The organism is Pseudomonas sp. D5(2026), from assembly GCF_057766845.1.
The window spans coordinates 4,413,081-4,439,615 of the sequence record NZ_CM173421.1; the positions used below are offsets into that span (position 1 = coordinate 4,413,081).

General features: G+C 61.6%; 23 protein-coding genes and 1 pseudogene. 11 read left to right on the top strand and 13 right to left on the bottom strand.

What is annotated here, in order from left to right:
• Positions 1 to 6: 6 nt before the first annotated feature.
• Positions 7 to 1,102 (bottom strand): peptide chain release factor 2 gene (gene prfB, locus AC3B5Q_RS20435; protein WP_101196216.1). Its coding sequence is split into 2 segments (ribosomal slippage): positions 7 to 1,029 and positions 1,031 to 1,102, totalling 1,095 coding nucleotides; the frame shifts between segments, so codons are not numbered across the junction.
• Positions 1,103 to 1,407: 305 nt separating this feature from the next.
• Between prfB and AC3B5Q_RS20440 the strand changes: the two genes are divergently transcribed.
• On the top strand, positions 1,408 to 1,839 hold the full coding sequence (locus tag AC3B5Q_RS20440) for a hypothetical protein (RefSeq protein WP_021785889.1): 432 nt from the start codon (positions 1,408 to 1,410) through the stop codon (positions 1,837 to 1,839).
• A 62-nt stretch (positions 1,840 to 1,901) separates the two neighbouring features.
• On the opposite strand, the pseudogene AC3B5Q_RS20445 reads toward AC3B5Q_RS20440, so the two are convergent.
• The 8 genes and pseudogenes from AC3B5Q_RS20445 to AC3B5Q_RS20480 all read right to left on the bottom strand — a co-directional run.
• A pseudogene (locus tag AC3B5Q_RS20445) lies at positions 1,902 to 2,928 on the bottom strand (diguanylate cyclase); the annotation flags it as partial.
• 48 nt (positions 2,929 to 2,976) lie between these two features.
• Positions 2,977 to 3,990 carry a Wsp signal transduction system protein-glutamate methylesterase WspF gene (wspF, locus tag AC3B5Q_RS20450; RefSeq protein ID WP_103469420.1) on the bottom strand — a complete coding sequence of 338 codons (1,014 nt, stop codon included), beginning with the start codon at positions 3,988 to 3,990 and terminating at the stop codon, positions 2,977 to 2,979.
• Positions 3,987 to 6,278, bottom strand: a complete 2,292-nt coding sequence (locus tag AC3B5Q_RS20455) for a hybrid sensor histidine kinase/response regulator (RefSeq protein ID WP_021785886.1) — start codon at positions 6,276 to 6,278, stop codon at positions 3,987 to 3,989. The genes wspF and AC3B5Q_RS20455 overlap by 4 nt, the downstream gene beginning before the upstream one ends.
• Entirely contained in the window at positions 6,275 to 6,940 is a 666-nt protein-coding gene (locus tag AC3B5Q_RS20460; RefSeq protein ID WP_021785885.1) for a chemotaxis protein CheW, read from the bottom strand. The genes AC3B5Q_RS20455 and AC3B5Q_RS20460 overlap by 4 nt, the downstream gene beginning before the upstream one ends.
• The gene (locus AC3B5Q_RS20465) at positions 6,937 to 8,220 is read right to left on the bottom strand and encodes a CheR family methyltransferase (RefSeq protein WP_488392724.1); all 1,284 of its coding nucleotides are present in this window, start codon (positions 8,218 to 8,220) and stop codon (positions 6,937 to 6,939) included. The genes AC3B5Q_RS20460 and AC3B5Q_RS20465 overlap by 4 nt, the downstream gene beginning before the upstream one ends.
• Complete coding sequence (locus tag AC3B5Q_RS20470; protein WP_135192775.1) at positions 8,217 to 8,723, bottom strand: chemotaxis protein CheW; 507 nt, start codon at positions 8,721 to 8,723, stop codon at positions 8,217 to 8,219. The genes AC3B5Q_RS20465 and AC3B5Q_RS20470 overlap by 4 nt, the downstream gene beginning before the upstream one ends.
• 5 nt (positions 8,724 to 8,728) lie before the next feature.
• Entirely contained in the window at positions 8,729 to 10,351 is a 1,623-nt protein-coding gene (locus AC3B5Q_RS20475; RefSeq protein ID WP_021785882.1) for a methyl-accepting chemotaxis protein, read from the bottom strand.
• 392 nt (positions 10,352 to 10,743) lie between these two features.
• The gene (locus AC3B5Q_RS20480; protein WP_021784208.1) at positions 10,744 to 11,427 is read right to left on the bottom strand and encodes a tellurite resistance TerB family protein; all 684 of its coding nucleotides are present in this window, start codon (positions 11,425 to 11,427) and stop codon (positions 10,744 to 10,746) included.
• Between the two features lie 216 nt (positions 11,428 to 11,643).
• Between AC3B5Q_RS20480 and ydcS the strand changes: the two genes are divergently transcribed.
• From ydcS to AC3B5Q_RS20505, 5 genes are all read left to right on the top strand, one after another.
• Positions 11,644 to 12,795 (top strand): putative ABC transporter substrate-binding protein YdcS, encoded by a 1,152-nt coding sequence (gene ydcS, locus AC3B5Q_RS20485; RefSeq protein ID WP_021784209.1) that lies wholly within the window; start codon positions 11,644 to 11,646, stop codon positions 12,793 to 12,795.
• 150 nt (positions 12,796 to 12,945) lie between these two features.
• A complete protein-coding gene (locus AC3B5Q_RS20490) occupies positions 12,946 to 13,977 on the top strand; it encodes an ABC transporter ATP-binding protein (RefSeq protein WP_021784210.1) in 1,032 nt (343 codons plus the stop codon).
• 1 nt (position 13,978) lies between these two features.
• The gene (locus tag AC3B5Q_RS20495; protein WP_021784211.1) at positions 13,979 to 14,890 is read left to right on the top strand and encodes an ABC transporter permease; all 912 of its coding nucleotides are present in this window, start codon (positions 13,979 to 13,981) and stop codon (positions 14,888 to 14,890) included.
• On the top strand, positions 14,880 to 15,686 hold the full coding sequence (locus tag AC3B5Q_RS20500; protein ID WP_021784212.1) for an ABC transporter permease: 807 nt from the start codon (positions 14,880 to 14,882) through the stop codon (positions 15,684 to 15,686). The genes AC3B5Q_RS20495 and AC3B5Q_RS20500 overlap by 11 nt, the downstream gene beginning before the upstream one ends.
• A 17-nt stretch (positions 15,687 to 15,703) precedes the next feature.
• Positions 15,704 to 17,128 carry a gamma-aminobutyraldehyde dehydrogenase gene (locus tag AC3B5Q_RS20505; protein WP_084852279.1) on the top strand — a complete coding sequence of 475 codons (1,425 nt, stop codon included), beginning with the start codon at positions 15,704 to 15,706 and terminating at the stop codon, positions 17,126 to 17,128.
• A 310-nt stretch (positions 17,129 to 17,438) separates the two neighbouring features.
• Here AC3B5Q_RS20505 and AC3B5Q_RS20510 read toward each other — a convergent pair whose 3' ends face one another.
• A complete protein-coding gene (locus AC3B5Q_RS20510) occupies positions 17,439 to 18,545 on the bottom strand; it encodes an NADH:flavin oxidoreductase/NADH oxidase (RefSeq protein ID WP_021785131.1) in 1,107 nt (368 codons plus the stop codon).
• Between the two features lie 772 nt (positions 18,546 to 19,317).
• On the opposite strand from AC3B5Q_RS20510, the gene AC3B5Q_RS20515 reads away from it, so the two are divergent.
• From AC3B5Q_RS20515 to AC3B5Q_RS20525, 3 genes are read left to right on the top strand one after another with little or no spacing between them, the layout of a single operon-like run.
• Positions 19,318 to 19,911, top strand: a complete 594-nt coding sequence (locus AC3B5Q_RS20515; protein ID WP_173401672.1) for a 2OG-Fe(II) oxygenase — start codon at positions 19,318 to 19,320, stop codon at positions 19,909 to 19,911.
• Positions 19,908 to 20,831: a hypothetical protein gene (locus AC3B5Q_RS20520; RefSeq protein ID WP_135192776.1), complete on the top strand. Its 924-nt coding sequence runs from the start codon at positions 19,908 to 19,910 to the stop codon at positions 20,829 to 20,831. Before AC3B5Q_RS20515 ends, AC3B5Q_RS20520 begins: the two co-directional genes overlap by 4 nt.
• Before the next feature lie 37 nt (positions 20,832 to 20,868).
• Positions 20,869 to 21,411, top strand: coding sequence for a hypothetical protein (locus AC3B5Q_RS20525; protein ID WP_021785703.1), 543 nt, complete (start codon positions 20,869 to 20,871; stop codon positions 21,409 to 21,411).
• Positions 21,412 to 21,503: 92 nt separating this feature from the next.
• Here the strand turns inward: AC3B5Q_RS20525 and recJ are convergent, their stop codons facing one another.
• Both recJ and AC3B5Q_RS20535 read right to left on the bottom strand, forming a co-directional pair.
• A complete protein-coding gene (recJ, locus tag AC3B5Q_RS20530) occupies positions 21,504 to 23,213 on the bottom strand; it encodes a single-stranded-DNA-specific exonuclease RecJ (RefSeq protein WP_020192999.1) in 1,710 nt (569 codons plus the stop codon).
• A gap of 8 nt (positions 23,214 to 23,221) precedes the next feature.
• The gene (locus AC3B5Q_RS20535; RefSeq protein ID WP_003252169.1) at positions 23,222 to 23,764 is read right to left on the bottom strand and encodes a YaeQ family protein; all 543 of its coding nucleotides are present in this window, start codon (positions 23,762 to 23,764) and stop codon (positions 23,222 to 23,224) included.
• Positions 23,765 to 23,894: 130 nt separating this feature from the next.
• On the opposite strand from AC3B5Q_RS20535, the gene AC3B5Q_RS20540 reads away from it, so the two are divergent.
• Both AC3B5Q_RS20540 and AC3B5Q_RS20545 read left to right on the top strand, forming a co-directional pair.
• Positions 23,895 to 25,094 carry a CaiB/BaiF CoA transferase family protein gene (locus AC3B5Q_RS20540; protein WP_392524212.1) on the top strand — a complete coding sequence of 400 codons (1,200 nt, stop codon included), beginning with the start codon at positions 23,895 to 23,897 and terminating at the stop codon, positions 25,092 to 25,094.
• 19 nt (positions 25,095 to 25,113) lie between these two features.
• Entirely contained in the window at positions 25,114 to 25,989 is an 876-nt protein-coding gene (locus AC3B5Q_RS20545) for a TIGR02285 family protein (RefSeq protein WP_021785705.1), read from the top strand.
• Between the two features lie 189 nt (positions 25,990 to 26,178).
• On the opposite strand, the gene AC3B5Q_RS20550 is transcribed toward AC3B5Q_RS20545, so the two are convergent.
• Positions 26,179 to 26,460 (bottom strand): DUF3509 domain-containing protein, encoded by a 282-nt coding sequence (locus tag AC3B5Q_RS20550; protein ID WP_021785706.1) that lies wholly within the window; start codon positions 26,458 to 26,460, stop codon positions 26,179 to 26,181.
• Positions 26,461 to 26,535 lie beyond the last annotated feature (75 nt).

Genomic DNA, 26,535 nt, shown 5'->3' on the forward strand with positions numbered 1-26,535 from the left:
TGCTAATCACAGGCCCTGCTTGAGGCTCGCTTCCAGATACTGGTCGAGGTCGCCGTCGAGGACTTTCTGGCAGTCGCTACGCTCGACGCCGGTACGCAGATCCTTGATGCGCGAGTCATCCAGCACGTAGGAGCGAATCTGGTGGCCCCAGCCGATGTCCGACTTGCTGTCTTCCAGCGCCTGCGAAGCAGCGTTGCGCTTCTGCATTTCCAGTTCGTACAACTTGGCCCGCAGCATTTTCATGGCGGTGTCCTTGTTGGCGTGCTGGGAACGTTCGTTCTGGCAAGCCACCACAGTGTTGGTCGGCACGTGGGTGATACGGACCGCCGAGTCGGTGGTGTTCACGTGCTGACCACCGGCACCGGAGGAGCGGTAGGTGTCGATGCGCAGGTCGGACGGGTTGATCTCGATTTCGACCTTGTCGTCGATCTCGGGCGATACGAACACCGCCGAGAACGATGTGTGGCGACGGGCGCCGGAGTCGAACGGGCTCTTGCGCACCAGGCGGTGCACGCCGATTTCGGTGCGCAGCCAGCCAAAGGCGTACTCGCCCTTGATGTGCACGGTGGCACCCTTGATGCCGGCCACTTCACCTTCGGAAAGCTCGATGATGGTGGCGTCGAAACCACGCTTGTCGGCCCAGCGCAGGTACATGCGCAGCAGGATGTTGGCCCAATCCTGTGCTTCGGTACCACCGGAGCCGGCCTGGATATCCAGGTAGGCGTTGTTCATGTCCATCTCGCCGCTGAACATGCGACGGAACTCAAGCTGGGCCAGGTTTTCTTCCAGGCTTTCCAGCTCGGTCACGACGTCGCCGACGGCGCCTTCGTCATTTTCTTCGACGGCCATGTCGAGCAGGTCCTGGCAGTCACCCAGGCCGTTGGACAGCTTGTCCAGGGTCTCGACGACCTGGGCCAGCATGGCACGCTCGCGGCCCAGTGCCTGGGCGTACTCAGGCTTGTTCCAGACGTTGGGGTCTTCCAGCTCGCGGTTGACTTCGATCAGGCGGTCATGCTTGTGATCGTAGTCAAAGATACCCCCGAATTGACAGGGAACGTTCGGTGAGGTCCTTGATGGTGTTCAGGATCGGTTGGATTTCCATGGGCTGCCTACTCGCGCGAATTCGGTGAAAAGCCCGCGAGTATAACGCAGTCGGAGGCGCGGCGGCAGGCCCGCCCGGCAGGGAAACTCCACAGGTTTGGAGCATGCCGATCACGGCGAATATCACAATCGCAGACGAGCGCCAGAAATGTGCTGACTTGGAATAATTGGAGCGAGGAATTTCAGAGGTTTTGCATTCGCGCTCCCCGTCGGAACTGGCATTTCTGCCAGTTGCACGCATCAACGGCAGCTATTCAACTCTTACCTCGTAATACCGACCTGCAATCCCACCCAGGCGAGGCCAAAATGAATACCACCAAAATCATCGAAATTTACCCTAAATCAGCCACAAATACCGAATGGAGACTTAAAGGCGAGTTCGGCACCCTGACCATACCGAAAGAAAAAAACGGCTCGCTCAGCCTTAAAGCCATAACCAACCCAAGCGGCTCCCCTACAAAATACAGATTCGAGATGAATATTCTCTTCCCTGGCGTCGAGGGTGGGTCCCAGGAAAGCCTGGAGCAAGTCAGGACGGAGTTCATCTTCGCGAGCTCAATCAACCGCATAGAACATAGCGTCGATCAGAAATTGGTCACCTATGATTACTACGGCGATGACAATACGCTCAAGGTCAAGTCCATTTATCCGTGCAAGGTCGCCTACCAGCTTGTCTACAAGAATGGCGACATGGTTATCTTTCACGGCCCTACAAGGTACATAGAAATCGTGGAGTGAGCGTTATAAAAACAGGGGTATCGATACCGCCAGCCATCTTCGTCAACATTCTGAACAGTGCGCGCTGGCGGTATTCGCCCCTCAAGCAACGCCCACTTGGTTCCGGCCGCTGTTCTTGGCCAGATACAGCCCCTTGTCCGCCGCCGAAATCAGCTGCCGGCAATGGCTGCCAATAGCAGGCGTCTGGGTGGCTAGGCCGATGCTTACGGTCAAAAATGCATCAGCCGTCGGCGCAGTATGCGGGATGCCCAGGCCCAGCACGGTCTGGCGCAGCTTTTCGGCCACCAGCCGTGCCCCGCCTGGCGAGGTGTTGGGCAGCACCAGGGCGAACTCTTCGCCGCCATAGCGCGCCGGCAGGTCGGTCGGCCGCGAGCACGAGCTACGGATGGCTTCGGCCACCTGGCGCAAGGCCTCGTCACCGGCCAGGTGGCCAAAGCTGTCGTTGTAGACTTTGAAGTAGTCCACGTCGATCATCAGCAACGACAGCTGCTGCTGTTCACGCATCGCCCGGCGCCATTCCAGCTCCAGGTACTCGTCGAAATGGCGACGGTTGGACAGCCCGGTCAGGCCATCGGAGTTCATCAGCCGCTGCAGCATCAGGTTGGAATCCAGCAACTGCTGCTGGCTGACGCGCAGGGCACGGTAGGCCTCGTCGCGCTGCAGCAGGGTCAGGTAGGAACGCGAGTGGTAGCGGATGCGTGCCACCAGTTCGATGGTGTCAGGCAGCTTGACCAGGTAATCGTTGGCCCCGGCGGCAAATGCCGCACTCTTCACCAACGGGTCTTCCTTGGTCGACAGGACGATGATCGGGATGTCCTGGGTCACCGGGTTGTTGCGGTACTCGCGCACCAGAGTCAAGCCGTCCAGGCCAGGCATGATCAGGTCCTGAAGAATGACCGTGGGCTTGATGCGCATGGCCTGGGCCACCGCCTGGTGCGGGTCGGCACAGAAGTGGAAGTCGATGTTGTCTTCATTGGCCAAGCCACGCCGCACCGCTTCGCCGATCATGGCCTGATCGTCGACCAGCAGCACCATCGCCGAGTTCTCATTGGTGGTCGCGAAACCTTCGATCGGTAAATCATTCATCATTGTTCACCCGATCACTACCGGCCTGGCGGCGTGATTCAATACATTTCGTCATTTTGCGAAAAATTCAGTCAAGCGCCCGGCTATGCGTTCCAGCGGGCGAATTTCCACGGCGGCATCAATAGCCGCAGCAGCCTTGGGCATGCCGTACACCGCGCTGCTGGCCTGGTCCTGGGCAATGGTCAGAAAGCCCTGCTGACGCATCAGCTTCAGCCCCTGGGCACCGTCGCGGCCCATGCCGGTGAGCAGCACGCCCACCGCATCGCCATTCCAGTAACGTGCCACGCTCTCGAAGAACACATCGATCGAGGGCCGGTAGATTTCATTCACAGGTTCGGCAGTGTAGGCCAGTTGGCCGCTCTGTAGCAGGCGAATGTGGTGGTTGGTGCCGGCCAGGAGTACCTGCCCTGGCTGCGGTGGTTCGCCTTCACGGGCCAGGCGCACCGGCATGCCTGCTGCGCTGCTGAGCCATTCGGCCATGCCTGCGGCAAACACCTGGTCCACATGCTGGACCAGCACGATGGCCGCCGGAAACGCTGCCGGCAAGCCCTTGAGCAACACTTCGAGTGCTGCAGGGCCACCCGCCGAAGACCCGATTGCCACCAACCCGCGACGCTGGGAAGCCTCGCGCGGCGGTGCGGCCACCGACCTTGCGGCAGGTGCACGCTGCTGGCCGACCAGCCAGCCGATATTGAGGATCTTGCGCAGCAAGGGCGCCGCCGCTTCGCGGGCATCGCCAGCACCCAGCGCTGGGGTATCGACCACATCGAGGGCACCATGGCCCATGGCCTCGAACACCCGGTGCACGTTCTGTTTACGGTCGACCGTAACGATGACAATGGCGCATGGGGTTTCGGCCATGATCCGCCGGGTCGCCTCGACACCGTCCATCACCGGCATGATCAGGTCCATGAGGATCAGGTCCGGTAACTGCTCGGTGCAGCGCTGCACCGCCTCGGCACCGTTGCTGGCCACCCACACGACCTGATGTGCGGGCTCCAGGGCAACCGCCCGGCGCAACGCTTCGACGGCCAGGGGCATGTCATTGACGATGGCGATCTTCATCCCTGAGCACCTCCGATCAGCTCCACCACAGCATCCAGCAACGCATCGTCGTGGAAACTGGCCTTTGCCAAATAGTAGTCGGCGCCAGCATCCAGTCCTCGCCGCCGGTCTTCCTCACGGTCTTTATAGGACACCACCATCACCGGCAACGACTGCAGGCGCTGGTCGCGACGCACCAGGGTAACCAGCTCGATGCCGTCCATGCGCGGCATGTCGATGTCGGTGATCAGCAGGTCGAAGTCCTCGCCGCGCAGGGCGTTCCAGCCGTCCATGCCATCCACCGCGACCGCCACTTCGTAGCCACGGTTGCCCAGCAGCTTGCGCTGCAGTTCGCGCACGGTCAGCGAGTCGTCGACCACCAGGATACGTTTGCGGACCACACCGCGGGCTCCGCTGCTGCCGCGTTCGATGCGCTCCAGGCTGCCAGTGCTGAGCAGTTTTTCCACCGAGCGCAGCAAGTCTTCGACATCGACAATCAGGACTACCGAGCCATCATCGAGCAAGGCGCCGGAGGAAATGTCCTGCACCTTCCCCAAGCGTGGGTCGAGTGGCATCACGACCAGCACCCGCTCCCCCACCAACCGCTCCACGGCCACGCCGTACAGATGCTCGCGCTCACGAATCACCACCACCCGCAGGCTGGCTTCGTCACTTTGCCCGGCCGGGCGATTGAGCAGCTGGCTGGCCGCCACCAGGCCGATATGCCGGCCTTCGTGCCAGAAGTGCTGGCGCCCCTCGATCTGCACGATCTGGTCGGCGGTCACTTCCAGCGTGCGTTCGATATGCGCCAGCGGGAAGGCGTAAGCCTCACCGCCCACCTCGACCACCAGGCTGCGAACGACCGACAGGGTCAGCGGCACCTGCAGATGGAAGCGACAGCCCTGCCCTGCCACCTGGGTCAACTCGATCGAGCCGCGCAGCTCGCGGATCAAGTGCTGCACCGCATCCAGCCCCACACCGCGCCCGGACACTTCGGTAACCTTGTCGCGCAGGCTGAAACCGGGCAGGAACAGGAACGTCAGCAGCTCCGCCTCACTCATCTGCGCCACCGTATCAGCAGGCGACAGGGCGCGCTCGACGATGCTGCTGCGCAGGCGCTCCAGGTCGATACCGGCGCCATCGTCGATCAGCTCCAGGCTGAGCATGCCCGCCTGGTGCGAAGCCCGCAGTCGGATCACCCCCTCGTCCGGCTTGCCCGCCAGCAGGCGCCGCTCGGGCAATTCGATGCCGTGATCGACGGCATTGCGCAACAGGTGGGTCAGCGGTGCTTCGAGCTTTTCCAGCACATCGCGGTCGACCTGGGTCTTCTCCCCTTCCACCACCAGCCGCACCGGTTTGCCCAGCGAACGGCCCAGGTCGCGAACCATGCGGCTTTGCCCGGTCAGCACGTCGGCAAACGGCCGCATCCGGCAAGCCAGGGCGGTGTCATACAACAACTGCGCACGCTGGCTGGCCTGCCAGCCGAACTCATCCAGGTCGGCCGCCTGTTGCTGCAAAATCTGCTGGGTCTCTGCCAGCAGGCGCTGGGTCTGTGCCAAGGCCTCAAGCACCTCGCTGCTCTGACCACTGTCTTCCAGTTGCATGCGCAAGCCGTCAAGTGCCTGCATGCCTTGGCCGTGCATGCGTTTGAGACGCTGCAAGGTAGCCAGGTACGGTTTGAGCCGCTGGGTTTCCACCAGCGACTTGCTGGACAGGTCAAGCAGGCTATTGAGGCGGTCGGCGGTGACACGCAGTACCCGCTCGGCACCTTCGCCAGCGCGCTTGCCAGCCTTGCGCCGCAGGGCTGGTTCGGGTTCTGGCGGTTCGGCTCGCACTACCTCGGGTGCAGGCGGCAGGGTTGCCAGCGGCGGCTCCGGCGACGCGGATGCAGCCAGCGGCACGACAGGCACGGCAGAAGTGCCCGAGTCGAGCAGGCTGGCCATTTGCGCAAGAAACACCGGCAAGGTCGCCTGCGCCCCGGCATCGCCGGGTGTGGCAATACGTATCAGCAGGTCGGTACCTTGCAACAGCGCGTCAATATGCTCGGCGGTCAGACGCAGTCGGCCTTCCTGAGCCGCTACCAGGCAATCCTCCATGACGTGGGCGACACTGACACCAGCATCCACCCCGACGATGCGCGCTGCCCCCTTGAGCGAGTGCGCAGCGCGCATGCACGCTTCTAGCTGGTCGGCCTGGGTGGGGTTGCGCTCCAGTGCCATCAGGCCAGCGCTGAGCACTTGGGTCTGTGCCTCGGCTTCCAGGCTGAACAGTTCGAGCAACGATGCGTCGCGCATTTGCTCTGGGGTCATGACAGGCTCCGCTGCACGGCAGACATTAAGTGTTGATCGTCCAGAACCCGCACGCTGCGGCCGCGCCACTGCAAGACTGCGGCGGTGAAGCGTGTGGCGTCCCGGCCACTGCCCAGCAGCTGCGGGTCGAGCCGATGAATACCGTCGATTTCCTCGACGGCCATCACCACCGGCCCCCCCTCGGCGGCCAGAATAAGCATACGTGGCATCGCCCGGGCGCTACGTGGCTCGGTGGCGCCGGCCTGCACCCCGAGCAAGTCAGCCAGTGACAGGCACGGCACCAACGCGCCGCGCACATTGGCAACCCCATGCAGCAGCCGCGAGCGCTGGTGCGGCAATGAATGCACCGCCTGCAACGGGGCGATCTCGACCAGGCAAGCGGTAGCCAGCGCCAGCCATTCTTCGCCCAGACGGAACAGCAGCATGGAATGGCCGGTGTTTTCCTCGTCCGGCTGCACCGCTGCAGCCTGGTGGTCCTGCGTCAGCGCATAGCGGTCGAGCAAACGCGTGGCAGCAGCGGCATACACCTCGCAATTGCGGCAATGAACATGCCGCTCCAGCAGTGGGCACTGCTTGTCGCCGCGCACGCCAATGCGGTTCCAGCAGTCGTCGATGTGTGCATCATCCTCGGCGAGCAACTGCATCGCGGAATCACTGTTCATCGTTCAGACTCCCGGCCAGCCCGCGCCGCGCGCTCCTGAAGGCGCCGGGCGCCGGCCAGGTCACCCTGGGCCGCCAGCAAGGCGGCCAGGTGCACCAGCGCCTCGGGGTGCTGTGGTTCCAGGTACAGGGCCTTGCGATAATGGCTCAACGCCTGCTGCGCATCGCCTTCAGTATCACTGAGCAATCCCAGCCAGTAGTAAACCTGTGCCGACGGCGGGTACTGGCTCAGGTAGCGCTGGCATTCGCTACGGGCCTGCTCGCTGGCGCCGGCATTGGCCAGCCGGGCAATGCCGGCCAGCAACTCACTGGCCCCCTCGTGCTTGTGCTCGCGGGCTGGCGCTGGCTTGGCCGCCACCGGCAGCACACGCAGCGGGCGCAGCGAACGAGGCAACGCCACGCTGGGCTGCGGATAAACCGGTGCGGGTAAAGTCGTGAACGTACGCTTGGCGGGTTGGGCAGGTGTCGCAGCCAAGGGGGCGCTGTCGCCTTCGTGACGCACATAGGCAAACGACTGGGCGATCCCCAGCGGACGCATACCCATGCGTGCCAACAAGCTGCCTTCCGCCGGGCCGATGAACAGCACACCCTGCGGATGCAGCAAGCGCTTGAGCACTTCGAACACACGCTGTTGGGTCGCTACGTCGAAATAGATCAACAGATTGCGACAGAACACGAAGTCATACAGGCCGTCGCGGCTGGCCAGCGCCGGGTCAAGCACATTGCCCACCCGCAGGCTGACTTGCAGGCGTACCCGTTCATGCAGGCGGTGGCCTTCGCCCAGAGCATCGAAGTAACGATCGCGAAAGCACAGTTCGCTACCACGGAACGCATTGCGCCCATAAACCGCCTGCCCAGCCTTGGCAACCGAACTGGGGCTGATGTCCATTCCATCAACAAGGAATGCCCCTGGCGCCATGCCGGCGTCAAACAAGGCCATGGCCAGCGAATAGGGCTCTTCGCCGGTAGAACACGGCAGGCTGAGCAAGCGCAACGGACGCGCGCCAGCCAGTTGAGCCAGCCGTTTATGGGCCAGGCTGGCCAGCGCTTTGAAGGATTCGGGGTACCGGAAAAACCAGGTTTCCGGGACGATCACCGCTTCGATCAGCGCCTGTTGCTCATCTGCCGACTGCTGCAGGCGCAGCCAGTAATCGTCCAGGTCCATCGCGCCCGCAGCCACGCAACGTTGACGCAGCGCGCGTTCGACCATGGGCGCGCCCACCGACTCCACGTCCAGGCCAATACGCTCGCGCAAGAAGCGGAAGAAACGCTGTTCGTTCATGTGGGCATCCCTGTCGGGTATTGCGTGTACAGCAATGCGTGCACGGTGTCGGGCAGCAGGTCATTGACTTCGATGCGCTGCAGCAGGCCCTGGGCATCCTGGCGCACTGGGCCCAGATAAGGCGCTTCGCCTGTGTCCACCCCATAGGGCTGGAACTCGTCGGGTTGGCAACGCAGGGTTTCGGTGGCCTGCTCCAGGATCAGGCCCAGCTGCAGGCTGCCTCGGTAGCGCACCAGCACCAAGCGGGTGCTGGTGCGTTGCACCGCCGGCTGGCCGAAGCTCAGGGCGGCAAGGTCGATCACCGGTACCAACTGGCCACGATGGGCGAGGATACCCGCCACCCAGGCAGGTGCCTGGGCGATCGGCTTGAGCGGCTGACGGGGCAGCACTTCGACCACCTCGTGCACGCTCAGGGCAAACCGCTGCTCTCTGATGCGAAACTGTAGGTACAACACCCCTTTGGTGTTCTCCGCCCCCGCGCTGCGCAGTTGCAAGTCGTTCATCGCGGTCAGACTTTGAAACGCGACACGCCGCCACGCAGGCCCGCGGCCACCTGGCTCAGCTCATCGATGGCATAGCTGGCCTGGCGCAACGACTCGACAGTCTGGGTGCTGGCATCGCTGAGCTGGGCCAGCGCCTGGTTGATCTGCTCGGCACCGGTGGCCTGGGCCTGCATGCCTTCGTTGACCATCAATACGCGCGGCGCCAAGGCCTGCACCTGGTGAATGATCTGGCTGAGTTGTTCGCCCACCTGCTGCACCTCGAACATGCCGCGGCGCACTTCTTCGGAGAACTTGTCCATCCCCATGACACCGGCCGACACTGCCGACTGGATCTCGCGCACCATCTGCTCGATGTCATAGGTGGCCACGGCGGTCTGGTCGGCCAGGCGGCGCACTTCGGTAGCGACCACGGCAAAGCCGCGGCCATATTCGCCGGCCTTTTCCGCTTCGATGGCGGCGTTGAGCGACAGCAGATTGGTCTGGTCGGCAACCTTGACGATGGTTACCACCATCTGGGTGATGTTGCTGGCTTTCTCGTTGAGGATACCGAGCTTGGCATTGACCAGGTCGGCAGCGCCCATCACCTGGTGCATGGTCTCTTCCATGCGTGCCAGGCCCTGCTGCCCGGAGCCTGCCAGGCTGGATGCCTGATCAGCAGCCGTAGTCACTTCGGTCATGGTGCGCACCAGGTCCCGCGAAGTGGCGGCGATCTCCCGCGAGGTAGCGCCGATTTCGGTGGTGGTGGCGGCTGTTTCAGTGGCGGTGGCCTGCTGCTGCTTGGACGTGGCGGCAATTTCGGTGACCGAAGTGGTCACCTGCACCGACGAGCGTTGGGCCTGGGCCACAAGGTTGGCCAATGCCTCGGCCATTTCGTTGAAGCCGCTTTCGATGGCACCGAATTCGTCCTTGCGATCCAGGCTCAGGCGCATGCTCAGGTCACCGGAGCGCAGTTTGTCGAGGGCATGCACAATACGCTGCATGGGCGCCGTGATAGCGCGCATCAGCAGCAGGCCGCAGATGCCGGCAGCGACGATTGCCAGCAACAGCGAAACCAACATGCTGCCCTTGGCCGTGTTGACGGCATTGACGATCTCGTTGGTGGCGGCACCGGCAGAGGCCCGATTATTCTCGATCACATCATTCAGGTGCTCGCGCCCGTCCATCCAGGCCGGGGTGAGGACCTCGTTGATCAGCCGTTGGGCTTCGTCGTAGTTGTGCTGACCGTACGCATCCAGCACCTGGTTGACGATCTTGAGGTAGTTTTCTTCCAGTTGCACGAAGCTGTCAAATCGGGCCTGGTCGTCCTTGTCCTGAATGGTGGTCTGGTAACTGGCCATGAATTGCTTCAGCCGGTTATCGAAGTTTCTGAACAGTTCCAGGTCGGCCGAAGTAATTTCACGATGGTTCGACAGGCCCACCAACTGCTGGCTGGTGACGTAGCTGTCGACCCAGGCGCTGCGGATCATCGAGCTGTAGTAGACGCCGGGAATGCTATCGGTCCCCACCGCCTCTTCGGCGGTTTCGATAGTCACCAACCGCGAGTAGGCGGCCACGATCATCAGCAGCATGATGGCGATGATCACGGCGAAACTTGCCAGGATCCGTTGGCGCAAGGTCCAGTTCTTCACATTCAGCCCTCAGGAATTCACAACGAGCGGGAAAAATCGCCGAAGTATAGCCTAGGCGCCTTATGCTTTTGCGGGTGAAGTGCGGGGTATGAGGTAAAAGCCACCATGTGCATGACGCAACATATTCAGCGCCTGTGAGATCGAGCGCCGCCCGCGCGGCGCATCGCGAGCTGCGCTCGCTCCTACGTTTGTTTCGGGCCAGTTATTTCTGAGGGATTTGCGCGCGAGCATTTTGCTGCATGGCGCGATATCACGTTGGACGAACAAGGCGGTCGCGCGCATTGGCACAGGCGTTACTGGCCCGAAACAAACGTAGGAGCGAGCGCAGCTCGCGATGCGCCGCGCGGGCGGCGCTCCATCTAACAGGCGCTGAGTATTCCCCGACAGGTGTATTACGGAGCCACCGCTTGCCGTACCTGGTTTTCCAGCTCCTGGCGCAAGCCCGGGTCCAGCCGCAACTGGCGTGCCAACTCGTCCAGGTAGGCACGCTCCATGAAGTTTTCCTCATCAACCATCATCACGCTGGCCAGGTACATCTCGGCAGCCATCTCCGGCGTTTGCGCAGCGCGGGCCACTTCGGCCGGGTCCAGCGGCTTGTTCAGCTCGGCATGCAGCCAGTGTTGCAATTCGCGGTCGCTGTCCAGGCGCGTAAACTCGCCCTCGATCAGCGCCCGCTCGCGCTCGTCGATATGCCCATCGGACTTGGCCGCAGCCACCAGGGCGCGCAGTACCGCCTGGCTGTGCTGCTCGGCCTGGGCCGGCGGCAGGCGGTCTATCGTTTGAGGCTCGGCTGCGGCCACACGCTGGTTTGCCTGCCAGTTGCCATAAGCTTTATAGGCCAGCACCCCCAGCGCGGCGAGGCCACCGTAAGCCAGGGCTTTGCCACCGTACTTGCGGGCCTTCTTGCTACCCAGCAACAGGCCCAGAGCGCCGCCCCCCAAAAGGCCGCCCCCTGCTCCGGACAATAACCCGCCAAGCCCGCCTGACGCGCTGCCAGGTTTGGTCGCGCCCCCCTGCTTCTCGAGCATTTGCTGGCCGGATTTGAGGAGTTGATCAAGCAAGCCCCGGGTATTCATTCGCGTGTCTCCACGTAAGAAGATTCAAACGCCAGAGTAAGGCTTGGCGAAGCACACGCCATGCAGGGATTTGCTTCCGGATGTTGCATTAGCTGGCAAAAAGCCAACTAGACTCGATATCGCCAATGCTTCGCACCCACGCACTACGCTTATAACGATTGCTTCACTGCTTGCCTCATGACTGCCCGAAAAAGATCGCCAAGAAGAGGGAACACCATGTCAGTGCACAAGACCGCATTGCTCGGCGCCACCACCTGCGCCATGCTGGCCAGCGCCAGCCTGCAGGCCGCCGAACCGCCCAAGGCCCTGGGAGCCGGCGAGGGGCGCCTGGACATCGTCGCCTGGCCCGGCTACATCGAACGCGGTGAAAGCGACAAGGCCTACGACTGGGTGACCAACTTCGAAAAGGAAACCGGCTGCAAGGTCAGTGTAAAAACGGCCGCCACCTCGGACGAGATGGTCAGCCTGATGACCAAGGGCGGCTATGACCTGGTCACCGCCTCGGGCGATGCATCGTTGCGGCTGATAGCAGGCAAGCGTGTACAACCGATCAACACCGCCCTGATCTCCAATTGGAAGACCATCGACCCGCGCTTGCAGAACGGTGGCTGGTATGTGGTCGACAAGCAGGTGTACGGCACGCCGTACCAGTGGGGGCCAAACGTGCTGCTGTACAACACCAACACCTTCAAGCAGGCACCGACCAGCTGGAGCGTGGTGTTCGAGCCGCAGAACCTGCCCGATGGCAAGCCGAACAAGGGCCGCGTGCAAGCCTATGACGGGCCGATCTACATCGCCGATGCAGCGCTGTACCTGAAGTCGTCCAGGCCCGAACTGGGCATCAAGGATCCGTACGAACTGAACGAGGCACAATACAAGGCCGTGCTGGAACTGCTGCGCCAGCAACAACCGCTGATCCACCGCTATTGGCATGACGCCACGGTCCAGATGAGCGATGTGAAAAACGAAGGCGTGGTTGCCTCCAGCTCCTGGGGCTACATGGTCAATGGCCTCAAGGCCGAGAACCAGCCAGTGGCCTCGACCATTCCCAAGGAGGGCGCGACCGGCTGGGCCGACACCACCATGCTGCACGCCGAGGCCAAGCACCCCAATTGCGCCTACAAATGGATGGACTGGTCGTTGCAACCTAAGGTGCAAGGCGATGTGGCAGCCTGGTTCGGCTCGTTGCCGGCTGTGCCGGCGGCGTGCACCGCCAGCGAGCTGCTGGGGGCCGAGGGCTGCAAGACCAACGGCTTCGACAACTTCGACAAGATTGCCTTCTGGAAAACACCGCAGGCCCAAGGGGGCAAGTTCGTGCCTTACAGCCGCTGGACCCAGGACTACATTGCGATCATGGGTGGTCGCTGAGGTTGTCTGAATGCCTGTGCCGGCCTCTTCGCGGGCAAGCCCGTTCCCACAGGTTCTTCACCTGATGCAAGGGTGACGCTCCACCTGTAGGAGCGGGCTTGCCCGCGAAGAGGCCGGTACAGGAGAAATATTCATTCCTGGAGTCCACGCATGCCCCTAGCCGTCCAGTTCACCCAGGTTTCCCGCACCTTCGGCGAGGTCAAGGCCGTCGACCAGGTCAGCATCGACATCATTGATGGCGAGTTCTTTTCCATGCTCGGCCCTTCCGGCTCAGGCAAGACCACCTGCCTGCGCCTGATCGCAGGCTTCGAGCAACCCTCCAGTGGGTCGATCCGCATCCAGGGGATCGAAGCTGCTGGCATGCCGCCCTACCAACGTGACGTCAACACTGTGTTCCAGGACTATGCGCTTTTCCCGCACATGAACGTGCTGGACAACATCGCCTATGGCCTGAAGGTAAAAGGCGTGGGCAAGGCCGAACGCCACAGCCGCGCCGAGGAAGCCCTGGCCATGGTAGCCCTGACCGGCTATGGCGCGCGCAAACCGGCACAGCTGTCTGGCGGCCAGCGTCAGCGCGTGGCCCTGGCCCGGGCGTTGGTCAACCGGCCGCGGGTGCTGCTGCTGGATGAGCCACTGGGCGCACTGGACCTGAAATTGCGCGAACAGATGCAAGGCGAGCTGAAAAAGCTGCAACGCCAACTGGGCATCACCTTCATCTTCGTCACCCACGACCAGACCGAAGCGCTGTCGATGTCCGACCGGGTCGCGGTGTTCAACCGCGGCCGAATCGAACAGGTCGACACCCCGCGCAACCTGTACATGAAGCCCAGCACAACCTTCGTCGCTGAATTCGTCGGCACGTCCAACGTGGTGCGGGGCGAGCTGGCCATGCAGCTCAACGGCAGCCTTGCGCCCTTCTCCATCCGCCCCGAGCACATTCGCCTGGGCGACCCGGTAGTGACCAGCCATGAGGTACAGGTCAGCGGCGTGCTGCGTGATGTCCAGTACCAAGGCAGCGCCACCCGCTACGAACTGCAGCTGGACAACGGCCAACTGCTGGCAGTCAGCCAGGCCAATGACCGCTGGCAGAAGCAGATACAGGCCTGGCAGCCCGGGCAACGGCTGCAGGCGCACTGGCCCCGCGAGGCCATGACAGTGCTGCAGGAAACCGAGGACCGCTGAGATGAGCACACTGCGCAGCTTGTCCAACCTGCTGTACCGGCGCCCCAACCTGTACCTGGCACTGCTGTTGATCCCGCCGCTGACCTGGTTCGGCGCGATTTACCTGGGCTCGCTGCTGAACCTGCTGTGGCAGGGCTTCTATACCTTCGACGACTTCACCATGGCGGTGACTCCGGACCTGACCCTGGGCAACTTCGCCGCGCTGTTCAACCCATCGAACTTCGACATCATCCTGCGCACCCTGAGCATGGCGGTGGCGGTGTCGCTGGCCAGCGCGGTACTGGCCTTCCCCATCGCCTACTACATGGCGCGCTACACCAGCGGCAAGACCAAGGCTTTTTTCTACATCGCGGTGATGATGCCCATGTGGGCCAGCTATATCGTCAAGACCTATGCCTGGACCCTACTATTGGCCAAGGGCGGCGTGACCCAATGGTTCGTCCAGCAGCTGCATCTGGATGGCCTGCTGCAAGCAGTGCTGGCCGTGCCGGGCGTGGGCGGCAGCACGCTGTCGACTTCGCACCTGGGGCGCTTCCTGGTGTTCGTGTATATCTGGCTGCCGTTCATGATCCTGCCGATCCAGGCCTCGCTGGAGCGCTTGCCACCGTCGCTGCTGCAGGCTTCGGCAGACCTGGGCGCCCGGCCAGGGCAAACCTTCGTGCAGGTGATCCTGCCGCTGTCGATCCCCGGTATCGCCGCCGGCTCGATCTTCACCTTCTCGCTCACCCTGGGTGACTTCATCGTGCCACAACTGGTCGGCCCGCCCGGCTACTTCATCGGCAGCATGGTCTATGCCCAGCAAGGGGCGATCGGCAACATGCCGATGGCCGCCGCATTCACCTTGGTGCCCATCGTGCTGATCGCGGTGTACCTGGCCATCGTCAAGCGCCTGGGGGCCTTCGATGCACTCTGAAAAAGCGTCTGCAGGGCTGCGCCTGGCGGCGTGGGGCGGCTTGCTGTTCCTGCACTTCCCGATCCTGATCATCTTCCTGTACGCCTTCAATACCGAAGACGCGGCGTTCAGCTTTCCGCCCAAAGGCTTTACCCTGAAGTGGATCGACGTGGCCTTCGCCCGGCCCGATGTGCTTGAGGCAATCAAGCTTTCGCTGCAGGTGGCTTGCCTGGCCACATTGATCGCACTGGTGCTCGGTACGCTGGCCTCGGCGGCGCTGTACCGGCGCAGTTTTTTTGGCAAGGAAAGCATTTCGCTGGTGCTGATCCTGCCCATCGCCCTGCCCGGCATCATCACCGGCCTCGCCCTGCTCTCGGCATTCAAGACGCTGGGGATAGAGCCCGGGGTGTTCACCATCGTAGTCGGCCACGCCACGTTCTGCGTGGTGATCGTCTACAACAACGTGATCGCCCGCCTGCGGCGTACCTCGCAAAGCCTGATCGAAGCCTCGATGGACCTTGGCGCCGACGGTTGGCAGACTTTCCGCTACATCGTCCTGCCCAACCTCGGCTCGGCGCTGCTGGCGGGCGGCATGCTGGCCTTTGCCTTGTCGTTCGATGAAATCATCGTCACCACGTTCACCGCCGGGCACGAGCGCACCCTGCCGATCTGGCTGCTCAACCAGCTCAGTCGCCCGCGCGACGTACCCGTGACCAACGTTGTCGCCATGCTGGTGATGCTGGTGACCATGCTGCCGATTCTTGGCGCCTATTACCTGACCCGTGGCGGCGACAGCGTCGCGGGCGGAGGCAAATGACCCTGGAGGAGCCCCCGATGCAAACGCAGATGCTGATCAATGGCCAGCTGGTCGCTGGCCAAGGCCCGGCCTGGACCGTGCTCAACCCGGCGCTGGGCACTGCCCTGGCGCAGATCAACGAAGCCAGCGAAGCCCAGGTGGACAGCGCCGTGCGCGCTGCCGACCAGGCCTTCGACAGCTGGTCGCAAACCAGCCCTAAAGAACGTTCGCAGGCCTTGCTGGCGCTGGCCGACGCCATCGAAGCCCATGGCGATGAACTGGCCAGGCTGGAATCGCAAAACTGCGGCAAGCCCCTGAGCGCTGCACTGAACGACGAAATCCCGGCGATTGCCGACGTGTTCCGCTACTTTGCCGGTGCGGCGCGCTGCCTGGGCGGCTTGGCGGCAGGCGAGTACCTGCCGGGCCACACCTCGATGATTCGCCGCGACCCGTTGGGTGTGGTGGCTTCCATCGCGCCGTGGAACTACCCGCTGATGATGCTGGCCTGGAAGATCGCCCCGGCCCTGGCTGCCGGCAACACAGTGGTGATAAAGCCGTCCGAACTGACGCCCCTGACGGCCCTGCGCCTGGGCGAGCTGGCCCAGGACTTGCTCCCGCCGGGGGTGCTGAACATTCTCTTCGGTCGCGGCCAGACGGTCGGCAACCCGTTGATAACCCACCCCAAGGTGCGCATGGTATCGCTGACCGGCTCGATCCCCACCGGCGCGCACATCATCAGCGCCACCGCCGACAGCGTGAAACGCATGCACATGGAGTTGGGCGGCAAGGCGCCGGTGCTGGTGTTCGATGACGCTGACATCGATGCCGCCATCGACGGCATCCGAACCTTCGGCTTTTACAACGCCGGCCAGGACTGCACCGCAGCCTGCCGCCTGTATGTGCAGGACGGGATCTACGAGCGCTTCGTCGAGCGCTTGGGGAAAGCCGTAGCCAGCCTCAAACCGGGCCTGCAGGAGTCTGAAGAAACCGAACTGGGGCCGCTGATCAGTGCCCAGCACCGCGACAAGGTCGCCGGTTTGGTGCAGCGGGCCATCGCCCAGCCGCACATTCGTCTGGTAACCGGTGGCAAGGCAATAGAGGGCGATGGCTATTTCTTCGAGCCTACCGTACTGGCCGATGCCCTGCAGGACGACGAGATCGTGCGCAACGAAGTGTTTGGCCCGGTGGTTTCGGTCACCCGCTTCACCGATGAAGCGCAGGCGCTGGAATGGGCCAACGACTCCGATTACGGCCTGGCCTCATCGGTATGGACCCGTGACACCGGCCGCGCCCACCGCCTGGCGGCGCGCTTGCAGTACGGCTGCACCTGGGTGAACACCCACTTCATGCTGGTCAGCGAAATGCCCCATGGCGGGCAGAAGCATTCAGGGTATGGCAAGGACATGTCGATGTATGGGCTGGAGGACTACACCTGTGTGCGGCATGTGATGATCAAGCATTGAGGAGGCTCAGGGGTACGTCGGTACATTTGTAACGCCAACGAGATCGAGCGCCGCCCGCGCGGCGCATCGCGAGCTACGCTCGCTCCTACGTTTGTTTCGGGCCAGTCACGCCTGTGACAGGCGCGCGCGACCGCCTTGTTTGTACGACGCGATATCGCGCCATGCGCCAAGGCGTTCGCGCGCAAATCCCACAGGCATAATTGGCCCGAAACAAACGTAGGAGCGAGCGTAGCTCGCGATGCGCCGCGCGGGCGGCGCTCGATCTCAGCCCCAAACAAAACTCTCGCCAACCCCCAGCAACTCGAAGCCCCTAGTCCCGCAAATCAGACTCGTGAATCGGGTTGGCCCTGCTCGTGGCGCGTTGGTATTGCGCCGGCCAGGTGGCCTTGTTGCCGCCCAGGTCGTCGTCGGCATGCAGCGGCCAGTACGGGTCGCGCAGCAGTTCGCGGGCCAGGAAGATAATGTCGGCCTGGCCGGTGCGCAGGATGTGCTCGGCCTGGGCCGGTTCGGTGATCATGCCCACCGTGCCGGTGGCCATTTCCGATTCTTTGCGCACGCGCTCGGCAAAGCGGGTCTGGTAGCCGGGGCCGGTAGGGATCTCGGCGTTGACCGAGGTGCCACCAGAAGAAACATCGATCAGATCCACGCCCAAACTCCGCAGGCGGCGAGCCAGTTCAACGGTTTCATCCGGGTTCCAGCCATCCTCTACCCAATCGGTAGCCGATACCCGCACGAACAGCGGTAATTCGGCAGGCCAGGCCTTGCGCACGGCGTCGACCACCTCCAAGGTCAGGCGGATACGGTTTTCGAAGCTACCGCCATATTCGTCACGGCGCTGATTGCTCAGCGGTGACAGGAACTGGTGCAGCAGGTAGCCATGGGCAGCGTGGATTTCCACCACCTTGAATCCAGCCTTCAAGGCGCGTTCGGTCGAGGCGACGAAAGCGGCGATTACATCCTGGATCTCGTCCTGGCTCAGCTCGCGTGGAGGCGTGTGCTGCGGATCGAAGGCGATCCTCGATGGCCCCACCGGCTGCCAGCCGCCCTCCTCCAGTTTGACGCTGCCTGGTTTGCCAAGCCACGGGCGGTAGGTACTGGCTTTGCGCCCGGCGTGAGCCAGCTGAATACCAGCCACGGCGCCCTGGGCACTGATGAAGCGGGTGATGCGCTGCAACGGCGCTATCTGGGCGTCGTCCCACAGGCCCAGGTCTTCGGCGGTGATCCGGCCATCGGCGGTCACCGCCACGGCTTCAGTGATTACCAGGCCGGCGCCACCGACGGCGCGGCTGCCTAAATGGACGAGATGCCAGTCGTTGGCCAAGCCATCGACGGCGGAATACTGGCACATTGGTGACACGGCGATGCGGTTGGGCAAGGTCAGCTGACGCAGGGTGTAAGGCTCGAGCAGCAGGCTCATGAGGGCACCTCCCAAGGACTCCAATGGTGATCCGGCCCGGACACTCAAGTGCACATCCCTGGCCCGGTGCCGGTCATTAATGAGACTAGACCAGATTGGTGGTGGGGAAGGTTCTGTGGGATGGCGAGGGGTTCGCCGAAAGGTTTGCAGCGCCTGTGAGATCGAGCGCCGCCCGCGCGGCGCATCGCGGATAAATCCGCTCCTACATCTGTTTCGGGCCAATCACTCCTGTGCCGCCAACAGGGACCGCCTTGATGCATGGCTGAAGACCGATGAAAAGCAGTGGTGCCCACCTCGATATCGAAGGGAACAAACAAGGCGAACAGCGGTGGCCTCACAGGAGTGACTGGCCCGAAACAAACTGTAGGAGCGGATTTATCCGCGATGCGCCGCGCGGGCGGCGCTCGACTTCCGCAACCCTGCAAGAATCAAGGCAGGCACTTAATGGCCTTAGTACGGCCCCGGGATTTCTGAATGGTCCGACGCATGTATCAGACGTTTCCTACACATATGAGCTGGCGATGCCTTTAAGCGCTAGGGTAGTACCACCCACGACAACCCTTTCCACCCGGCCTACCGGGCATCTTAGAAAAATCCTACAGCCTATTACTTAAAGTTCTACGTTCTCTTGGGAAATTCTTCTCAAGCAACATCTCCCTCCTCCTATCGCTGTTCTGCCTCTCAAATACTATTGTCCATCACGTCACGGCGACCAATGAAGCCAATCACGCAGTTCGCACAAACTCGACCCCCACGCTCGCGAGTTGAGTCAATGACGGATATCCCCTTTACAGAAAAACCGACAGTATTAGATAAGTTTATTACTGAACACGAGCAAAATTTACTCACAAATTCATTTTCGGGTGCAATATGGAGATATGGCTGGCCCATTAATACAATTCCCCTCGCACGTCCTTGCTGGCACATCTTCATAGCCGGTAGCAAACGTACCTCACTGGAGTGCTGCGAGCATGAACTGGCCAGCGACAGCCATTGGGGCTTTCTACTTGATATTTGGAGGCGCACGCAGCTTGCTCACATGCGTGACTGTTTGCTGCTGGGTGTTTACGCAAACGGCCAGACTTTCGGCCAAGACAGTCCTATTCATAGAGATAACAAATCAATTGAACCAGGAAAAACCGCAGTCCTCTTCTGCAATGCCCAGTGGGAAACCACATGGGGCGGCGAACTGATTCTATTCGATCAGCAGAAGAATGACACCATCGCTGCCATACAACCAAAGCCGGGACGCATAGCGATTTTCGACGGACACATACCGCACAGAGCCAGAGCGCCCACCGTTGACTGCGACAAATTGCGAATCACTATCGCTTTCAAGACCATGAATAAGGATATTAAACAATGAGCACACGCGCCGAACTGATAGTAGCAGTAATAGATAAAACGGCAAAACCCATCAATCAAACTGGGGGAGCAGCAGCAATCCACGACCAATTCAACACAGATAAAACCGGATTTTCACTAGTCATCCAAACAGCACAGACAACTACGGCGATAGCCTCAGTAGTCTCCGTCACTCACCTCCCGATAGGTGCTGTACCCTTCATTAACATTGTTACCAATACCCTTTCTGGCACCGTGACCTTCCTGAAAGTCGCGGCAGACCTCAAAGAGGGCGCGAAAATTAAGAGCGGAGATGTCATAAGTTTGGCAAGCAACGTCGCAGGCATCGTGGCCTCGTTCGCCATTCTGGCCGGAGCACCTTTAATTGCTGGAGGGGCCACAGTCGTGGGCGTAACCGCCACACTCTATAGCATCTTCAATTCTGACCTGGCTAAAGCAGCTTACGACAAGATGGCTCCACTCTTTACCAGCCTGCTGAGTCAAGGTAACCTTACTGGTTTTACCGCGCCACGGATTGCGCCTGACTTCACACTCGCTTCACCTGACCAGATACTTTCCACCCACCAGGGAATGATCACAACCGTTAACTGGAACCCTGACTCTTCAGAAATATCCCTAGGCACCGAACCACTAAGTTTTCCAGATAGCAGCCAGGCTCACACCGCCCCAACAGGGAGCGAGACTTTCAATTCAACGCAACCGCCTCCCCTTAGCGGAAACTCCAGCAGCAACTCAGTAGCGGTGACATCTACCCCTGACATACCTGCCCCTGACGCAACACTGACTATAAGCATAGAAAGTATAGATGGTATAAAGTCACCCGACCAAGCACCATCAATTACCGTACCTATTGACGACAACCAGGACAATCAAGATAACTACATATGCTGTAGCAGCGCGCAGCAGGATCAGTACTTCTAGCCAACCTGTAAAACCCTCCACGCCGTAACGAGCCGATATGAATATCTGGCAGCAATCGCTAAAACTCATACGTGAACTCCCGCCTCACAAACAAGCCAAAGCACTATTAATAGGCGGACTTATAAATCTAACCCTAGGCACCAGCTTCACATTCATGTGGCGCGAACACAAAAACACCAATGAAGAGTTATGGTCGCGAGTTCCAGCCTCTCTCACCTCCAAGCCTGAAACCTGGGATAGCGACAAATCTCTTTATACGTTCAGCATCAAGTTTAAAACTTCAAATGGAAAGCACCACAACGCTCATCTTTATGCAGACAAAATATACTATGATGCAGCGAGCCTGGACCTAAATACGCCACTCTTTGTTGACATAGCAACCTCTAAAAGCGCTGCAACGGCTCAGCGCTTAATCGCTCCTAATGGAATGTTTCTTTATGATTCTGCAATGGCGGCACATGTCACCAATGTAAGAAACCGGGAGACCACACTAGCAGTTATCATTTTCTCATTTAGCGGCATCAGCATCTTGATTGCGGCAGCGGCGATCTACTACCGCCCCAGAAAGGAGTGCAACTGAACCTGAGCAGCACCTGGGAGATCGAGCGCCGCGCGGGCTGCGCTCGATTTGTGCCCCAGCGCAAGATCCAAGGCAGGCACCTGACGCTAAACTCAGCGCGGCTCCATATGCGCAATCATCAACTGCACACTCTCATTACCGCGAAACTCGTTCACATCCAGCTTGTACGCCAACTCCACCCAGCGCACCGTCGGGTTTGGCCACACTTCGCGGTCAATGCCGAAGGCAATGCCATCCAGCCGCACCGAGCCACATTCGCTCTTGAGCACCACTTTCAGGTGCCGTTCGCCAACCACACGCTGCTCCACCAACTGGAACACGCCATGGAACAGCGGCTCCGGGAAGTGCTGGCCCCAAGGCCCGGCGTGGCGCAGGGCCTTGGCCAGGTCGAGGTGGAATTCCTCGACCGCCAGGCTACCGTCGGATAACAGCCGGCCGGTCAGGTCTTCTTCGCGCAGTTGACGCCGCACCTCTTCATCGAACGCCTCGGCAAATGCCGGGAAATTGGCCTCGGGCAACGATAACCCTGCCGCCATGGCGTGGCCGCCGAACTTGCTGATCAGTTGCGGGTGGCGCGCGGCCACGGCATCCAGCGCATCGCGAATATGGAAGCCCGGCACCGAGCGCGCCGAACCTTTGAGCATGCCGTCGCCAGCATCAGCGAACGCAATGGTCGGCCGGTGGTAACGTTCCTTCAGACGCGAAGCCAGAATACCGATCACCCCTTGGTGCCAATCGGCATCGAACAGGCACAAGCCGTAGGGCATGGACTCGACCGGCAGGTCCTTGAGCTGGGCCAGGGCCTCGCGCTGCATGCCCTGCTCGATGGACTTGCGGTCCTGGTTCAGGTCGTCCAGCTGCTGGGCCATGTCCTGGGCCAGCGCCGCGTCTTCGCACAGCAGGCATTCTATACCCAGGCTCATGTCGTCCAGCCGCCCTGCGGCGTTCAACCGCGGGCCGAGGATGAAACCGAGGTCGGTCGAGGTGATCCGCCGGTGATCACGGCGGGCCACTTCGAGAATGGCCTTCAGCCCTGGTCGGGCTCGACCGGCGCGGATGCGCTCGAGGCCTTGGTGCACCAGGATGCGGTTGTTGGCATCCAGCGGCACCACGTCAGCAACACTGCCCAGCGCCACCAGATCGAGCAGCTCGCCAATGTTCGGCTGTGGCTGCGCCTCGTAGCGCCCAAGGCTGCGCAAGCGAGCGCGCAGGGCCATCAACACATAAAAGATCACCCCTACCCCGGCCAGCGACTTGCTCGGAAAGCTGCAGCCCGGCTGGTTGGGGTTGATGATGGCATCGGCATCGGGCAACTGCTCGCCCGGCAGGTGGTGGTCGGTGACCAGCACCTTGAGCCCGGCGGCCTTGGCGGCTGCCACCCCATCAACACTGGAAATGCCGTTGTCCACGGTAATCAGCAACTGCGGCTGGCGCTGCAGCGCCACCTCGACGATTTCCGGGGTCAGGCCGTAGCCGTACTCGAAGCGGTTGGGCACCAGGTAATCGACATGGGCCGCACCCAGCAGGCGCAGGCCCAGCACCCCGACGGTGCTGGCGGTGGCACCGTCGGCATCGAAGTCGCCGACGATGAGGATGCGCTGGCGCTGGTCGATGGCTTCGACCAGCAGGTCCACACCGGCCTCGATCCCCTTGAGCTGCTGGTACGGCAGCAGGCGTGCCAGGCTTTTGTCCAGCTCGGCCTCGCTCTGCACGCCGCGCGCGGCGTAAAGGCGGGTCAGCAAGGGTGGCAGGTTACCCAGAAATGGCAGGGTCGGCGGCAGCGGGCGAGGTTCGATACGCATGGGTTGCTTCAACCACGCTCACCGAGCAGCCACTGCAGTTGGACTTCATGCTGGCCACGGTCGTCGGTCACGAATACCGTACCTTCACTGATCATCACGTCCCACTTGATGCTACGCGGCATGTCGGTCGCCAAGGTTTCCAGCACCTCCTGCGGCACAGCGGCAATGCTCAGATTTTTCAGGTTCTTGACCGCGCTCACTACTTTGCCTTCCCACACTCGCAGGCTGCCGTAAGCCAGCAAGCTGGTGCGTTCGGTACGACGCGAGCACCAGGTCAGGCGATCGGCATCGGGCTGGCCAACTTCAATCCAGTGCAGCACGCGATCGTCCAGGCTCTTTTCCCACAGCGCCGGTTCATCGACATCCGACAGGCCGCGGCCAAACGACAAGTTCTCGTTGTACCAGAGCGCGTACGCCAACAAACGAACGGCCATACGCTCTTCGGTTTCCGAAGGGTGCCGAGCGATAGTCTGTTTGACGCTTTCGTAGACGTTGCGATCAAGGTCGGTGAGATTCAATTCGAACTTGTAGGTGGTGGACGGCTGGGCCATGGTCGACGGGCTTCGTGCAAAAGAAAGTGGCACAGTCTACCCCATCCGCACCTTCCATGCCCCGCAGCAGTACCCGGCGAAACCGACGTGTGATAAAACCACGGCTCTGCCCAACTGCCACGGATACCCCATGTCGACGCCCAGCAAACCCCTCGCCGGCCTTAAAGTTGTCGAACTCGGTACCCTGATCGCCGGGCCGTTCGCCTCGCGCATCTGTGCCGAATTCGGCGCCGAAGTGGTAAAGGTCGAATCGCCCGACGGCGGCGACCCGCTGCGCAAGTGGCGCAAGCTGTACGAGGGCACCTCGCTGTGGTGGTTCGTGCAGGCCCGCAACAAACAGTCACTCACCCTCAACCTCAAGCACCCCGAGGGCCGCGACATCCTCAAGCGCCTGCTGGCCGAGGCCGACATCCTGATCGAAAACTTCCGCCCGGGGGTGCTGGAGAAACTCGGCCTGGGGTGGGATGTACTGCATGCGCTGAACCCGCGCCTGGTGATGGTGCGCCTGTCGGGCTTTGGCCAGACCGGGCCGATGAAAGACCAGCCAGGCTTCGGTGCCGTAGGCGAGTCGATGGGCGGCCTGCGCTACATCACCGGTTTCGATGACCGCCCCCCGGTGCGCACGGGGATTTCCATCGGTGACTCGATTGCTGCCCTGTGGGGGGTGATCGGCGCGCTAATGGCGCTGCGCCACCGGGAAGTCAATGGCGGCCAGGGCCAGGTGGTGGACGTGGCCCTGTACGAGGCGATCTTTGCCATGATGGAGAGCATGGTCCCGGAGTTCGATGTGTTCGGTTTTATCCGCGAACGCACCGGCAACATCATGCCTGGCATCACACCTTCCTCCATCCACACAAGCGCCGACGGCAAGCATGTACAGATCGGCGCCAACGGTGATGCGATCTTCAAGCGCTTCATGCAGGCCATCGGTCGCGACGACCTGGCCAATGACCCCACCTTGGCCAGCAACGACGGCCGCGACCTGCGTCGTGACGAGTTGTACGGGGTAATCGACCGCTGGGCCAACAGCCTGCCACTGGACCAACTGATGCAGGTGCTGACCACCGCCGAAGTGCCGGCCAGCCGTATCTATTCGGCCGAAGACATGTTCAACGACCCCCAGTACCTGGCGCGCGAGATGTTCCTGCAGGCCAAGCTGCCGGATGGCAAGCCATTCCACATGCCCGGCATCGTGCCCAAGCTGTCGGAAACGCCCGGATCTAGCGAATGGGTTGGCCCGGCCTTGGGCGAGCATACCGAGGCGCTGCTCGGCAGCCTGGGCTACGACGCAGCGGCCATCGCCAGCCTGCGTGCAGCGGGCACGGTCTGACCCTGGCGCTTCTGTCTCCATGTACGCAATCCGCTGCCTACGCCTTCTGGTCCTGCTCTGCGGGCTTTTGCCCGCGTTGCTGATACAGCCAGCGAGCGCCAAGGAGCACCTCTTCTGGCTGGTGCGTGACCTGCCACCTTTCACCATTTTTGATGGCCCGGAAGAAGGCCGGGGGGTGATCGACCAGTTGTTACCGCTGCTGATCAGGCAGATGCCCGAGTACGAGCACAGCATCGTGCGGGTCAACCGCGCCCGCGGCCTGCAGATGCTGCAAGACCGTGACACCTTCACCTGCGACCCAACCGTGCTGTGGACCCCGAAACGGGCCGAGTATGTGCATTTTTCCGTTCCATCGCTGGGCGCGCTCAGCGGTGGCCTGGTGTTGCGCAAGGAAAACCAGGCGCTGGTGGCACCCTACCTCGACGGCCAGCAGGTGGACCTGAATGGCCTGCTGAGCAAGGCCTCGCTGAAGCTGGGTATCGTCGCCGAGCGCAGCTATGGCACCCAGATTGACACCATCCTGAGCCAGTTGCCCGACAGCACGCTCAGCCGGCACTACGGCAACGAGGCCACCGCCAACCTGCTGCAAATGCAGCAACTGGGGCGTCTGCGCCTGGTGCTCGGCTACTGGCCAGAGGTGCGCTACCTGATCGAACAACAAGGCGGGTCACTGACTGACTACCAGTTTCATACTGTGCAGGGCGTGAATCGCTACCAGTTTCTGCATGTGGGATGTTCAGATAACGAACGGGGGCGTGCGGCAGTTGCACACATCGACCAGTTGTTGCCTGCCCTGCGCCGGGATGTATTGCCAGGGTTGTATGCCCGCTGGCTGGACCTTGCATTGCGGGAAGACTACCTGAAGGACAGCCGTCTTTTCTTTGAGGACAGATAAGCCCACCCGGCATGCACCGTCTTTGCAGGAGCAGCCTTGGGGATAGGTGCCTGCCCGCAAAAAAGAAACCCCGGGCGCTGGGGAAGACGCCCGGGGCCAAGCGAAAGCCCTTGAGGACTTCCCGTGACAGCCTTGCCAGCGCCGGAGCAAAGCACTGGCTGGCTGCCCCTACACTGTCTGATAAGCCACTTAGGCAAAGGTTCCCTGCGGTTGCTGGCGATGCTGCAATGCCGCGATCACACAAGGCTGCAACCGGCCCTCGGCTATTTGCAGGTCTCGGTGCAAGCCGTCCACGAGGTCGATCAACAGGCGTTGCTCCTGCAATTGGCGCTCGCTGACCGTGCGCTGCAAGGTAATACCCGAGAGGCGGTCGTGAACGGTCAGTTGGCGATTACCGCCGGGATCGGCGATGCCGAGGTGGGTCTGATAGGGCGTCAGGGCTTCGTTGAGCAGGCTGCAGATTCTTTCCATCCGGATCACTCGCTGCGTGGTGGGACCTAAAGTGACTGACCAGCAGGCGCCGCAAAAAGTTCGTCAAACCACGCC

Coding starts and splice junctions, on each gene's coding strand:
- AC3B5Q_RS20440 (WP_021785889.1), top strand. CDS start 1,408: ATGAATACCACCAAAATCATCGAAATTTACCCTAAATCAGCCACAAAT.
- wspF (WP_103469420.1), bottom strand. CDS start 3,990: ATGAAGATCGCCATCGTCAATGACATGCCCCTGGCCGTCGAAGCGTTG.
- AC3B5Q_RS20455 (WP_021785886.1), bottom strand. CDS start 6,278: ATGACCCCAGAGCAAATGCGCGACGCATCGTTGCTCGAACTGTTCAGC.
- AC3B5Q_RS20460 (WP_021785885.1), bottom strand. CDS start 6,940: ATGAACAGTGATTCCGCGATGCAGTTGCTCGCCGAGGATGATGCACAC.
- AC3B5Q_RS20465 (WP_488392724.1), bottom strand. CDS start 8,220: ATGAACGAACAGCGTTTCTTCCGCTTCTTGCGCGAGCGTATTGGCCTG.
- AC3B5Q_RS20470 (WP_135192775.1), bottom strand. CDS start 8,723: ATGAACGACTTGCAACTGCGCAGCGCGGGGGCGGAGAACACCAAAGGG.
- AC3B5Q_RS20480 (WP_021784208.1), bottom strand. CDS start 11,427: ATGAATACCCGGGGCTTGCTTGATCAACTCCTCAAATCCGGCCAGCAA.
- ydcS (WP_021784209.1), top strand. CDS start 11,644: ATGTCAGTGCACAAGACCGCATTGCTCGGCGCCACCACCTGCGCCATG.
- AC3B5Q_RS20490 (WP_021784210.1), top strand. CDS start 12,946: ATGCCCCTAGCCGTCCAGTTCACCCAGGTTTCCCGCACCTTCGGCGAG.
- AC3B5Q_RS20495 (WP_021784211.1), top strand. CDS start 13,979: ATGAGCACACTGCGCAGCTTGTCCAACCTGCTGTACCGGCGCCCCAAC.
- AC3B5Q_RS20500 (WP_021784212.1), top strand. CDS start 14,880: ATGCACTCTGAAAAAGCGTCTGCAGGGCTGCGCCTGGCGGCGTGGGGC.
- AC3B5Q_RS20505 (WP_084852279.1), top strand. CDS start 15,704: ATGCAAACGCAGATGCTGATCAATGGCCAGCTGGTCGCTGGCCAAGGC.
- AC3B5Q_RS20510 (WP_021785131.1), bottom strand. CDS start 18,545: ATGAGCCTGCTGCTCGAGCCTTACACCCTGCGTCAGCTGACCTTGCCC.
- AC3B5Q_RS20515 (WP_173401672.1), top strand. CDS start 19,318: ATGACGGATATCCCCTTTACAGAAAAACCGACAGTATTAGATAAGTTT.
- AC3B5Q_RS20520 (WP_135192776.1), top strand. CDS start 19,908: ATGAGCACACGCGCCGAACTGATAGTAGCAGTAATAGATAAAACGGCA.
- AC3B5Q_RS20525 (WP_021785703.1), top strand. CDS start 20,869: ATGAATATCTGGCAGCAATCGCTAAAACTCATACGTGAACTCCCGCCT.
- recJ (WP_020192999.1), bottom strand. CDS start 23,213: ATGCGTATCGAACCTCGCCCGCTGCCGCCGACCCTGCCATTTCTGGGT.
- AC3B5Q_RS20535 (WP_003252169.1), bottom strand. CDS start 23,764: ATGGCCCAGCCGTCCACCACCTACAAGTTCGAATTGAATCTCACCGAC.
- AC3B5Q_RS20540 (WP_392524212.1), top strand. CDS start 23,895: ATGTCGACGCCCAGCAAACCCCTCGCCGGCCTTAAAGTTGTCGAACTC.
- AC3B5Q_RS20545 (WP_021785705.1), top strand. CDS start 25,114: ATGTACGCAATCCGCTGCCTACGCCTTCTGGTCCTGCTCTGCGGGCTT.
- AC3B5Q_RS20550 (WP_021785706.1), bottom strand. CDS start 26,460: ATGGAAAGAATCTGCAGCCTGCTCAACGAAGCCCTGACGCCCTATCAG.